The following is a 13316-nucleotide window of genomic DNA, read 5'->3' as shown; positions in this document are numbered from 1 at the left end:
AAGCCTTTGTAAATAACCAGTAAATGAAAAATGTGTTATTAGTTCACACGCATATGACATCAAAAATTTTGCGTCGCATGCAAACTATAACACAGACGAAATAACTGACCTTAAATAATTAGGTAAGTATGCCAACCTATAAATAGTAAAACAATTTACGCAAATGTTACACTATCAACGCCACATTTTTAATAATTTATCATGCTCATAATGGAATCTTTACATTAAAATAGCAATTTATAGGCATTATTGTAACTAAATATTTCTAAATCAAACGCGAGTACTGAATAAATTATCCTCTTAACTCCTTGCGATGATAAATTTATGCATTAGCCATAAAGCAGCTAAAGAGACGATCAAAGCTATGATCACCCCACCAATTAAATCAATTGGGCGATGCATTCCAAGTAACAAACGACTTAACATCACTACCATCGCCCAAAAAATCAGTAAACCAACTAACCAATTTGATTTATTTTTTAATAATCCAGCGGTCAGTAAAGCGAAAAAACTCGCAAAAAAAGTATGACCTGATGGGAAGCTATACTCTCTATCTCTAATCCAATGATCTGCCAACCATGATGGAATATGCCAAGGTTCAAAAAAAGGCTGTTCAATGATACTTTTTAATAAGGCTTGTTGAGCAGCTTTATCAGTCAATGCATAGTATTGAGCTAAATCTAATTTTACCGAAGTAGATAAATTTGCAAGCCATAGCATATAGGGCCTAGGTTCACTTGTAATATGTTTAATAAGTGACTTTATGCCTAATCCAAAAATAATTGCTGATGCAGTGACTACTAAAAGTAAACAAGTTTGAAATAACGTGAGTTTAAGCAATCTTGCTATAATAATCGTTAAGAAGAACGCAGTGATAATCCCATAAGGAAAAGAGACTGACTCTGTAAATAAAAATAATACAAATACAGAAAAATGTTCAAATCGACCATCTAAATGAGTGTACCATCCATTATTTTGTGTTAATTCCAATAATTCCCAATTAAAGTACCAGCCTAATAAAGGAATTGTAAACATAAAAAGTATTGTATAGAGATATAATTTATATTGGTGCATTTATTCCATCCTTGCTGAGTTAATTTTTCCTATAATACGCAAAAATTTATTAGCTCTTGCTATTTTATATTTTTTTTACATTAACCATAATAGTAAAAGGCGCCTAAGCGCCTTTTACTATTATTCATCTATTTTAAAACATAAAGCTACTTTAATTCTTTCTCGAGCGCTATACTCTGTCCAGGCTCATTCTGTTTCGTATTTTTTGTACCAAATACAAGCCTCACTATAACGAAAAAGACAGGTACAAAGAAAATAACCAGTAACGTTGAGCTTATCATTCCGCCAAGCACGGCCGTCCCTACTGCATTTTGAGCGCCTGAACCAGCACCAGTGCTGATAGCTAAAGGAATAACCCCTAGCATAAAGGCAAGAGAGGTCATAATAATAGGACGATAACGCACCTTAACTGCATGAACCGTTGCCTCATATAACGACATTTTATCTTTTTCCATTCCCTCTTTAGCAAAGTCAACAATTAAAATTGCATTTTTTGCCGCTAAAGCTATAGTTGTCAGCAATCCAACGATAAAGTATACATCGTTCGTTAAGCCTCTAAAGTAAGTCGCTAGTACCACTCCAAGCACCCCTAACGCAACAGAGAGAATAACAGCAAATGGAATTGACCAACTTTCATAAAGCGCAGCTAACGATAAAAATACCATGATAGTTGCTAGACCAAATAATGCCGGCAATTGATTACCAGCTGACTGCTCTTGGAATGACATTCCGCTCCATGCAACTTCAACTCCTGGATGTTGATTTGCTATCTCAGTCATAATATCCATAGCTTGTCCTGTACTTACCCCTTGAACTGCTTGTCCTGTAATTTGAATAGAAGGATTACCATTGAATCTTTCTAATCTTTGAGGACCAAATTGCCAGCTTGAAGTAGAAAATTCAGAAAAAGAGATCATTTCACCTTGATTGTTTCTCACATACCAATTATTGATATCTTCTGGTAACATTCTTTGAGGTGCTTCACCTTGAACCATTACCCTTTTAACGTCTCCTCTATCAATAAAATCATTAACATAAGTACTTGCTAAAATGGTTGTTAAGGTCGTATTAATATCTGCAAGAGATAAACCTAAATTGAGCGCTTTATCTTGGTCGATATTCAGCTTAAATTGCGGTGCTGGTGGAAGAGACTGAGCACGCACTTCAGTTACCCTACCCGTTGCATTTGCTGCTGCTGATATCTGACTTTGAATGGCTAATAACGCCTCTGTCCCCATATTACTCGCATCCATAAGTTGCATAGTAAAGCCCGTTGCCGTTCCTAACTCAATAATAGCAGGGGGAGGAGTTGTAAAAATAAACAATGGATCACGAATTCTAGATAATGCTGCATTGGCTCTATTTGCAATAGCTTGCGCCGTATTTTGCGCACCTTGTCTTTCATTCCAATCTTTTAACCTTAAGAAAATAATCCCTGTGCTTTGACCTCTTCCTGCGAAACCAAATCCATTTACAGTAAATACCGCTTCAACATTATTAGCTTCTTCGGTAATAAAATACTCATTAATTTCCTCTAAAACAGCCTGTGTTCTTTCCTGAGTTGAACCAGTTGGCATAAGCACGCTTGCCAATAAAATCCCTTGATCCTCTGGAGGCAGAAAGTCTTTAGGAATGCTGGTAAAGAGTAAAAAGCCACCTACAACTAAAACTAAATAAATTACCGCAAAACGTTTTACCTTACGAATCATCATAGCTACACTGCCGGTATAATGATTCGTATTTTTTTCAAAAACACGATTAAACCATCCAAAAAAGCCTTTTTGATCTTTGAAATCGACATGTTGTGGCTTTTTAAGTAACAAAGCACACATTGCAGGAGACAAAATCAGTGCAACAAAAGTTGATATGGTATAGGACGCAATAATCGTCAGAGCAAACTGCCTATAAATCTCCCCAGTTGCACCTCCAAAGAACATCATTGGCATAAATACGGCGATAATAACCAATGCTGTACCAATGATTGGCCCTTGGATCTGCTCCATTGATTTTTTAGTTGCCTCTTTTGGAGATAAGCCCTCTTCTAGCATAAGCCTTTCAACATTCTCAACAACAACGATCGCATCATCCACCAAAAGGCCTATGGCTAGGACCATAGCAAACATAGTTAGGGTATTCACGCTATAGCCAAATGCATGGAGGACTGCAAATGTACCTAATAACGTTACTGGCACAGCAATTGTTGGAACTAATGTTGCTCGCACATTCTGTAAAAATAAATACATAACTAACACAACAAGAATAATCGCTTCAATTAGTGTTCTCGTTACTTCCTTAATGGAGAGTTTAACGAAAGGAGTGGTATCATATGGATAAACAATTTTTAATCCCGGTGGGAAATTTCTCTCTAATCGGCCTAGCTCTTCACGTACTAATGCGGCTGTATCAAGTGCGTTAGCTCCTGTTGCAAGTGAAACCCCTACCCCAGAAGCAGGACTTCCATTAAAACGAGCGATGATACTATAATTTTCTCCACCTAACTCAATTCTAGCAACATCAGAAAGTTTTACTGTAGAACCATCTGAGTCAGCTTTTAATCTTATCTCTCCAAATTCTTCAGGAGTGGATAGTAATGATTGTACTAATATTGGCGCATTGAGTTGCTGGCCTGGAACTGAAGGTGTCCCGCCTAATTGACCTGCAGCAATTTGATTATTCTGAATTCTTATTGCATTAAGAACATCTTGAGTTGTAAGATTAAAAGCAACTAATTTATCAGCATCTAACCAAATTCTCATTGCGTATCTTGAACCGAATTGAGTAATGCTCCCAACACCTGAAACACGACTTAATGGATCTGATATATTAGAACTAATGTAATCTGCAATATCATCTTGATTCATGCTGCCATCAACTGAAATAAAACCAACAACCATCATCATAGCATCGCCAGATTTAGATACATTTATTCCTTGTTGCTGCACAACTTGAGGCAATAAAGAAGTGACGCGTTGCAATTGATTTTGTACTTGTACCTGTGCAATATCAGGATCAGTTCCATTTTCAAATGTAAGCGTAATAGCTGAATTACCTGCTGAATCACTCGTTGAACTCATATAAAGAAAATTGTCTAACCCATTCATATTTTGTTCAATCAACTGAGTTACCGTATTCTCTACTGTAACAGCGTCAGCCCCTGGATACGTTGCAGCAATGCTAACCGTTGGAGGCGCGATTGGTGGATACTGCGCAACAGGTAATTGTACAACCGCTAATGCACCAAAAAGCATGGTGATAATGGAAAGTACCCATGCAAATATCGGGCGGTCAATAAAAAAACTAGACATACTTGCTAAATCCTATGATGTGTGATGGTTATCAACTTATGACCAGAATGATCGATTTTTCACCATTTTTTAGTAATAATCTTACTGTACAGCTTCATTCAAATTCAAGATTATTCACTTTTATTTTCTGAGCTTTGCTCATTGTCATCTTTTTTAGAGTCTGATTGCTCTACATCAGCTTTTTTTGCATCAGGTGCAGAAGTCGGTTTTGGTGCGTTTGGATCCTCTTCCACTGGAGATACAAATGGATTATCAGGTGACAAAAACTGTAATCTAGCTAGACCTGAAACTAACACCCTCTCTCCAGCTTTTACGCCGTCAGTTGACAACCACATGTTACCATCTGCCCTATCTACGGTCACGATACGATTTTCAATTGTATTTTCAGGTGTTACAACAATCACTGCAGCTTGCCCTGTTGGTGTTCTTTGAACTGCCTGCTGTGGAATAAGTATTGCGTCTTTAATCACCCCTTCCTCAATAACTGTATTAACAAACATGCCAGGAAGTAATGTCAAATTAGGATTTGGAAACTCAGCTCTTAACGTAATTGATCCCGTCGAAGGATTAACTGCAATATCAGAAAAACTAATAATACCTGATTCATTATACATCTCACCATTTTCTAATTTTAATTGTACAACTGTTTTATCCTCAGCTGATAAGTTACCCGTAATAATTTTATTTCTTAAATATTGATACTCTCTACTCGATTGTGGGATATCAATATAAACAGGATTCAATTGATTGATCGTCGCAAGTGGCGTTGTTTGCGTCGTACTCACTAGCGCACCTTCAGTAAAATTAGAACGACCAATTCTCCCCCCAATTGGAGCATTCACTTTGGTATATTCAAGGTTTATTTTAGCATTTTCAAGAGATGCTTCAGCTTGCTTAACTGCCGCATCAGCTTGGCGTTTTGTTGCTAATGCATTATCGAAATCTTGTCGGCTAAGTGCATTAGTTCCGAGAAGAGATTGAAATCGATTTACAGTAATGTTCGCAATATCTGCGCTGGCTTTTGCTGCAATTAAATTACCCTCAGCACTTCTTACAGCAGACTCAAAAGGTGCAGGATCGATTTGATATAATGATACTCCTGGTTCAACATCCGTCCCTTCTACAAAATGCCTCGTCAATAATACACCACTAACTTGAGGTCTAATTTCTGCAGTTCGATAAGCAAGCACTCGTCCTGGTAATTCACTTTTTAATGTAAAAGGCTGTGCTTTAAGTGTAAAAACACCTACCTCAGGACCTGCATTTGCTTTTATAACAGCTGCAGTACATTGTTCTTGATTGACGATGCCAACAGCAGCTTTAATTTGACACCAAGTTTTCGAATCACAACCTGATAATACAAAGCTCATTCCTAAGACACTTGTCATGAGAAAGATTGATTTTAATGTGTGAGATTTACTCTTACTACGCATGTATTTGCCTCAACAGAAGATAAAAAAGAGAGCCCACGTCCATTCATAATGCTAGAATTTCAGTATAAAAGTACAATATATAGTTGATTATAACCAATTGAGACTTTGATACAAATGTTTCATTACGGTAATATTCACAAAAAACAAACTAACAAATTGAAAATAAAAATATTTATATTTTTTTCACTATAAAATATAATTAAGAATCAATTGATTTAAAGTAGTTTTTTCTGATTTTAGACAGATTGTTGCCATAAGTCGATTGCATTTACTTTCATATCCCTATAAATTAAACCGCTTTCGTGGTTTAGTTTACCTATTGCAATTTGCTATCACTTTTTAACACCAGTAATCAAAAATTAACATGTAGTATAAGCAAAAATCTGATGTTAATACTTCTTATACCGTAAGCCAAATAATTGCTTACCGTTAGAGATTTTCTAAAATCTATAAGGATTATCTATTTATTTTTGAGTATAATTAAATTTTATATTTATTCTAATACTATTTAATAGCAACAAGGAGATGCTTAATATGTATGCCGAATCCATTGATCTGATTAAATCAACGATCAAAACCATTCCTGATTATCCTAAAACAGGCATATTATTTCGTGATATTACCAGTTTATTAGAAGTCCCAAGTGCTTATCAAGCAACAATTAATTTATTTAAAGAACATTATCAAAATAAAGGGGTGACAAAAATACTTGGCGCAGAAGCTAGAGGATTTTTATTTGGAGCTCCTCTTGCACTTGCATTAAATGTACCCTTTATTCCTGTACGCAAACCTGGCAAACTTCCTCGCGAAACCTTTAGTGAAGAGTATGAACTAGAATATGGTACAGATAAATTAGAAATTCACGTTGATGCGCTGACTTCAACTGATAAAGTACTTATCGTTGATGATTTATTAGCAACAGGTGGAACTGTCAGTGCAACTGTCAATTTAGTCAGGCGAACTGGCGCTGAAATCATAGGCGCTGCGTTTGTTATTAATTTGCCCGATATAGGTGGAAAAACACGCTTAGAAGCATTAGGTGTGCCTTGTTTTTGCCTAACAGAATTTGATGGGCATTAATCAAAATAATCCATCATAATTATAGGAGTTTTGCGTGAGTTACCAAGTTTTAGCTCGAAAATGGCGACCTCAAACTTTTAGCCAAGTGATTGGTCAAGAACATGTACTTGCTGCTTTAGCGAATGGATTAAAACTAGGGCGTATACACCACGCATACCTTTTTTCTGGAACAAGGGGAGTTGGTAAAACAAGTATCGCTCGCTTGCTGGCTAAAGGTCTTAATTGTGAAACAGGGATTACTGATGCTCCATGTGGCAAGTGTGGAAATTGCCTTGAAATTGAACAAGGACGTTTTGTTGATCTGTTAGAAATCGATGCTGCATCTCGTACAAAAGTAGAAGATACTCGAGACTTATTAGATAATGTACAATATGCACCTGTCCGAGGTAGATTTAAAGTTTACCTAATAGATGAAGTACATATGCTCTCGCGACACAGTTTTAATGCGCTCCTCAAAACTCTTGAAGAGCCTCCTGCACATGTCAAATTTTTGCTAGCCACAACCGATCCCCAAAAATTACCCATCACAATTTTATCAAGATGTTTGCAATTTAATCTGCGGGCAATGGATATTAGTCAAATTACCCAGCAGCTTGAATATATACTCACAAAAGAAGCCGTTCCATTTGACTCTAAAGCTCTTCAATTGCTTGCTAGGTCAGCTGATGGGAGTATGCGTGATGCACTTAGTCTAACTGATCAGGCGATTGCCAGTGGTAATAATCAGGTCACCACTGAAACTGTCATACAAATGCTAGGTATGCTAGACGATGAGCAGCCTATGACAATTGCTGAAAGTATTATAAGAGGCCAACCGGAAGTCGTCTTTGAACAAATCAAACTCATCAGCCAAAAAGGTGGTGCTTGGCAAGATGTATTAATTGAAGTAGCGGCACTCTTTCATCAAATTGCATTACTACAATTACTACCAGGTGCATTAGAACCTCAGCATCAGCACAATGAAGCAAAATTAAGAGATTTGGCTAGGATTGTTTCGCCAACAGATTTACAGGTATTTTATCAAATTATCTTAGTAGGCCGAAAAGAATTACCCTATGCCCCTGACCCAAAAATGGGCGTTGAAATGACCCTACTAAGAGCTTTAGCTTTCCATCCACAAAAAGCGGTTACACCAGCCCAAATAACTACAATGGTTAGTAGTGAATCTCAATCTAATTCTAAAATAAACCAATCTAGTACAGCGCCTCAAGTTATACAACTAACAACCGCTCCAGCAACTAAAGAATCGGCACAAAGTTCAACAACACTATCAGATAACCAGCTACCAGTTAGAGAACCGACTAATACACAAGAAATCAGTCCTTCTAAAGCAAATGTAATCGCTCCTAATTCTCCCACCTCGGCACTCTTACAAGCTCGTGAAAAAATTAGGCAACAACAAGAGCAAATTGATGGAAAAAAGTTTAAAGCGGCTGAAGATGCCGCTAAATATCAAACTAGAAAGAATCACATAGAAAGCGCTAATCCTGTTGCTTCCAAAAAATTGCCAGACGCTTCAATTGACACTACCCTGTCTAGTGCTAATGATCTAAGTTTGGAAATGAAACTAAAGCACCATGAAAAAATAATTAGCCAAACTAAAGGAGAACAAGAAAACACTAGTGATGAAAATGACGCTAATAACTACCAATGGCGGGCTCAAGTAATTTCTGACAACATTGAATCAAAAACAACCGTTAAACAAATTAAAGATGCATTAGAATTAGAAAAAACACCTGAGCTACAAAATAAACTAGTTGAAGCATCGATACTAAGAGATGAATGGGCTAAAATTATCCCTGAACTAAAAGTTACTAAACTAGTTGAACAACTTGCTCTGAACACGTTATATGCTAAAACAGAAAATAAAATTAAACTTGGGTACCGCTCTACCCACAAACATTTAGCACATAATGGAAATAAGCAAAAATTAGAAGAGGCGCTTAGCATCTATTTTGATGAAAGCATTGAGCTATCTCTATATGAAGAAGATAATAAAGCACTCTTAACACCTTATGAGCATAGACATGCCGTCTATGCAGAATTATTGGCACAAGCAAAAACATCGATTCTAGCCGATCAACATCTACAAAAGCTTTGCCTGGCTTTTAACGCAAAAATTGATGAAGAAAGTATTAAACCAATTTGATATAGTATACTAGTACCCGTGATTATCCTTCATAAATTTAGTTAATCACATTTAATTCAATCATGCAATTAGGAGAGATACAATGTTTGGTAAAGCAGGCATGGGCGGCTTATTAAAACAAGCACAACAAATGCAAGAAAAAATGCAACAAATGCAAGCGGAAATTGCTCAGTTAGAAGTCACTGGAGAATCTGGTGCTGGAATGGTGAAAGTGACCTTAAATGGTGCACATAACTGTAAACGTGTTGAAATTGATCAAAGTTTAATGGAAGATGAAAAAGAATTACTAGAAGATTTAATTGCTGCAGCGATTAATGATGCAGCAAGACGTATTGACGAGACACAAAAAGAAAAAATGGCAAGCATCTCAGGTGGCATGCAGCTTCCACCAGGAATGAAATTTCCATTCTAATTTATTTTAACGAAATCACCGTGCCTTTAAATCTTTTACTCATAGATAAAGGCACTTTATCTATATCAAAAATATTAAACACTTATGCAAACAAGCCCCCTTCTTGAACATTTAATGCAATCATTACGCAGTTTACCTGGTGTTGGTCCTAAGTCTTCACAAAGAATGGCTTTTCATCTATTACAAAGAGATAGAGCTGGTGGGTTACGGCTAGCAAATGCACTTTTACAAGCAATGAATGAAATTGGGCACTGTGAAGACTGCCACACTTTCACAGAACAAAGCCATTGTAATATCTGCAAAAATCCAAAAAGGCAAGAAAATGGGCAAATTTGTATCGTAGAAACACCTGCAGATATCCATGCAATTGAACAAACGGGGCAATTCTCTGGCAGATATTTTGTATTAATGGGACATTTATCCCCATTAGATGGAATAGGTCCTGCTGACTTAGGGTTGGATAGGCTTGCCGAACGTTTGACTGAAGAAACCATTTCAGAGATTATTTTGGCGACTAATCCAACAATTGAAGGAGAAGTTACTGCAAGTTATATTGCACAAATGTGTGAGTCAAAAGGTATCAGTGCGACTCGTATTGCTCATGGTATCCCTATTGGCGGAGAACTTGAAATGGTAGATAGCATGACCTTATCACACTCTTTTGCCGGTAGAATTAAAATGAACCGATAATAATCCCTCTAAAAAATGTGCTTAAATGTTATCAGCATCGATATATTCTGCTTGATACTGACAAAATTCGTCAGTTTTAAATGCAGCAACTATCTCTAATTAAATTTAAGACTTAAATAAAAAATTATAGGGTTAATACCGCACTCCTATTAGCTAGCGGTATATTTTCAAATCATCATGATTTAAATGCTAATCAAACACTCTTAATGTGACACATCTAGCTTAATTACTTTTACCCACTTGACTCTATTATCTTCTACCTGTTCAATAATAAAATCATAAGAACCCACTGTAACAATTTGACCTACTGTAGGAATAGCTTCTAACGTTTCTAAAATTAATCCATTAATTGTTTTTGCATCTGTAATAGGAAGCGCTAGCTGATAGACTTTATTAATTTCTCGTACATGAGCTCCACCATCAAGTAAAATAGAACCATCTTCTTGAAGTTTAACTTCTTCATTAATAGAAGGAGACATTGAGGTTGTATACTCTCCTATAATTTCTTCAAGAATATCTTCAACAGCAATTAATCCTGTAATATCACCATATTCATTAACAACTAATCCAAGTTTCTTATTATGTTGTTGGAATGCAATTAATTGCTGACTTAATGTTGTGCTCTCTGGTATATAATAACTTTCATCAACTGCTCTTAATAAATAGGGTTTATCAAAATCATTCTCAGCCATTAAGCGATAAGCTTCTCTTACCCTTAATATGCCAATAATATCTTCTAAAGAATCTCGGTATAGAATGATACGCCCATGAGGCGAATGTGTTAACTGCTTAAGGATCGTTTTCCAATCCTCATTAATGTTAATTCCAACGATTTCATAGCGAGGTTTCATCACATCGCCAACTGTTAAATGTTCAAGATCTAATACCGATAATAGCATCGATTGATCTTTCGAAGGTAATTCTTCGGAGGATTCATTAACAATGGATTTTAACTCCTCACTTGTTAAAGCATTATTGCCTATCCCTACGTCATGAATACCAAACATTTTTAATAAAAAACGACTGATAATATTGAGTGCGTAAATTAAAGGCAATAAAATTAAACGAAGAGGGATAAGAAGAAAACTAGCTGGAAATGCAATTCTCTCAGGATACGCTGCAGCAAAAGTTTTAGGAATAATTTCAGCAAATAACAGGATAATAAAAGTCAGACATCCAGTTGCAATGGCCACACCAAGGTCGCCTGATATTCGATGCCCTAAATCAGCTGTAATAACAGAAGCTGAGATATTAACTATATTATTACCAATAAGTAATAAACTAATTAACTCATCAGGTTTTTTAAGCAATTGCTCAACACGTAATGCACCTTTATGTCCCTCGTTAACCAGATACTTAAGTCGATAACGATTAATCGCTAAAATACTGGTTTCTGAAGATGAAAAAAATGCTGAGGCGATTAAAAGTAATATGATTAATATAAGTGATGCAGGGGTAGATAAAAAAGCCAAAATTACTCCTTTAATATCCTATTATAAGACGATTACCAATATAGGCAAATGAAAGCAATATAATACCAAGATAACTGAGTCTGACAATACGGACACCTCTCCAGCCAAATAAATAATGCCCAGAAATTAAGCTGCCATAAACAAACCAAGCGCCGCACGATAATAGTGTTTTATGCAGGCTCAGTATCCCAAAAGGTTCAGGTAAATAAATAAATCCAACTAGCAAAGTAACACTTAAAAAACTAAAACCAATTTGCGTTGTACTGACAAAATGTCTTTCAATTTGCATTAATGGTGGAATTCTGTGGCCTAGTGGTAAATTTCTGTGCTTTAAACGATAATTTATCCAAGCAAGAAATGTTGCATTCAAACTCGCGATAAAAAGAGTACTATACGCTAGAAGAGCCATACCAATATGAATAAGTAATATAGGATTTGACTCTAGTTGTTTTGCTATATTTTCTGGAAAAAAAGCAGTTAAAATAAGATTGATAAGTGCAAAACTATACGCAATTGGTAAAAGCTGCCACCCTTTATTTTGCCAAGCAGTGCTAATAATCGCAGCACAAATAAACACGCTAACAACTGAACCAAGATTAAGTAAACTAAGTTCAACACCATTTAGGCTCAGCGGAAAAACTCTCTCATATAAATGGCTAGCATGGGCAATCAGTGCAATGGCCGTTGTTATCCATACTGATAATCGATAATAACTTTTAGGGTTTAAAATTGAAGGCAATATCAATGCTATACTAGCAATATAAGCGAGCAAAGCAATTATTGTTGGTATCAAACTATTCATTTTATGAATGCAGACTCCTTATTTTATTCCCAATTAATTTAAGCCAGTAAATTTTAAACACTAACGATATTATGCTTCATCTTATCACATAGTCACAAAAGGCTGCCCATAAGATATAAATTTTTACTTAAGCTATGTAAATAAAAAATTAGGTTAATCATTTAAACGTTATGACTTAATATCTCTGTTGATGCATATTAATTATAACTTATTTTATCTAATCAAGTAGGACTTCTAATCAAACATTTCAAATCTCTTGCCATAAAATTTCATAGACAATCAAACCAGAACTAATGATAGGAATCAAGCAACAACATTTAGTTGCATATAATAATTTTCAATTAAAATCCAAAATATTAAACATTTTAAAATGGTATATATTAGGATAAATTGCTAATTGAGCTATTGTTGGCTATTTAGAGTAAACAAATAAAATTGAGAATACGCTGAATTTTGATTCAACACGCACCAAAGCTTTTAGCCAACTTATTTACTGAGATGTTACTGAGATGATATTTTTGTGGGATATAACATTAAAAAGCCCTGCATAAACAGGGCTTTTTAATGTTACTATATTGGTGCCTGGCAGTGTCCTACTCTCGCATGGGGAGACCCCACACTACCATCGGCGCTATTGCGTTTCACTTCTGAGTTCGGTATGGAGTCAGGTGGGTCCACAATGCTATTGCCGCCAAGCAATTCTGTGTGCAATAAGCAAAATTATTCATGCTCAAAGCAAAAAACCTACATGATTGTAGGTCTATTTTTATTTTAATATGCGTTTTTTATTTTTATCTTTACGCAACTTGCTTTATTTCTAAAGTCTTATACTTAACACGCTATTTGGTGCCTGGCAGTGTCCTACTCTCGCATGGGGAGACCCCACACTACCATCGGCG

The 13316-nt window shown here is 35.9% G+C and carries 9 protein-coding genes and 1 rRNA gene; 4 read left to right on the top strand and 6 right to left on the bottom strand.

Annotated features, from left to right (window positions below):
• Positions 1-300: 300 nt before the first annotated feature.
• The 3 genes from BMW37_RS01270 to BMW37_RS01260 form a co-directional block, all read right to left on the bottom strand.
• Positions 301-1074 (bottom strand): phosphatase PAP2 family protein, encoded by a 774-nt coding sequence (locus BMW37_RS01270; protein ID WP_093316993.1) that lies wholly within the window; start codon positions 1072-1074, stop codon positions 301-303.
• A 146-nt stretch (positions 1075-1220) separates the two neighbouring features.
• On the bottom strand, positions 1221-4379 hold the full coding sequence (locus tag BMW37_RS01265; RefSeq protein WP_093316991.1) for an efflux RND transporter permease subunit: 3159 nt from the start codon (positions 4377-4379) through the stop codon (positions 1221-1223).
• A gap of 110 nt (positions 4380-4489) precedes the next feature.
• Positions 4490-5812: an efflux RND transporter periplasmic adaptor subunit gene (locus BMW37_RS01260; RefSeq protein ID WP_093316989.1), complete on the bottom strand. Its 1323-nt coding sequence runs from the start codon at positions 5810-5812 to the stop codon at positions 4490-4492.
• Positions 5813-6337: 525 nt separating this feature from the next.
• Between BMW37_RS01260 and apt the strand changes: the two genes are divergently transcribed.
• The 4 genes from apt to recR all read left to right on the top strand — a co-directional run bounded on the left by apt (position 6338) and on the right by recR (position 10143).
• Complete coding sequence (gene apt, locus BMW37_RS01255; RefSeq protein ID WP_093316986.1) at positions 6338-6892, top strand: adenine phosphoribosyltransferase; 555 nt, start codon at positions 6338-6340, stop codon at positions 6890-6892.
• Between the two features lie 34 nt (positions 6893-6926).
• Positions 6927-9041 (top strand): DNA polymerase III subunit gamma/tau, encoded by a 2115-nt coding sequence (gene dnaX, locus BMW37_RS01250; protein WP_093316983.1) that lies wholly within the window; start codon positions 6927-6929, stop codon positions 9039-9041.
• Between the two features lie 82 nt (positions 9042-9123).
• A complete protein-coding gene (locus BMW37_RS01245) occupies positions 9124-9453 on the top strand; it encodes a YbaB/EbfC family nucleoid-associated protein (protein WP_093316980.1) in 330 nt (109 codons plus the stop codon).
• Positions 9454-9537: 84 nt separating this feature from the next.
• On the top strand, positions 9538-10143 hold the full coding sequence (gene recR, locus BMW37_RS01240; RefSeq protein WP_093316977.1) for a recombination mediator RecR: 606 nt from the start codon (positions 9538-9540) through the stop codon (positions 10141-10143).
• A 203-nt stretch (positions 10144-10346) separates the two neighbouring features.
• Here the strand turns inward: recR and BMW37_RS01235 are convergent, their stop codons facing one another.
• From BMW37_RS01235 to rrf, 3 genes are all read right to left on the bottom strand, one after another.
• Positions 10347-11615: a CNNM domain-containing protein gene (locus BMW37_RS01235; RefSeq protein ID WP_093316975.1), complete on the bottom strand. Its 1269-nt coding sequence runs from the start codon at positions 11613-11615 to the stop codon at positions 10347-10349.
• Between the two features lie 10 nt (positions 11616-11625).
• Entirely contained in the window at positions 11626-12417 is a 792-nt protein-coding gene (locus BMW37_RS01230) for a cytochrome C assembly family protein (RefSeq protein ID WP_093316972.1), read from the bottom strand.
• Between the two features lie 580 nt (positions 12418-12997).
• Positions 12998-13113 (bottom strand): 5S ribosomal RNA (rrf, locus tag BMW37_RS01225).
• Positions 13114-13316: the final 203 nt, after the last annotated feature.

Source organism: Thorsellia anophelis DSM 18579 (assembly GCF_900111395.1).
In the GTDB taxonomy this organism is placed as follows: Bacteria; Pseudomonadota; Gammaproteobacteria; order Enterobacterales; family Thorselliaceae; genus Thorsellia; species Thorsellia anophelis.
The sequence above is the reverse complement of the archived record's forward strand: the minus strand, read 5'-3'. Positions and strand labels throughout refer to the sequence as shown.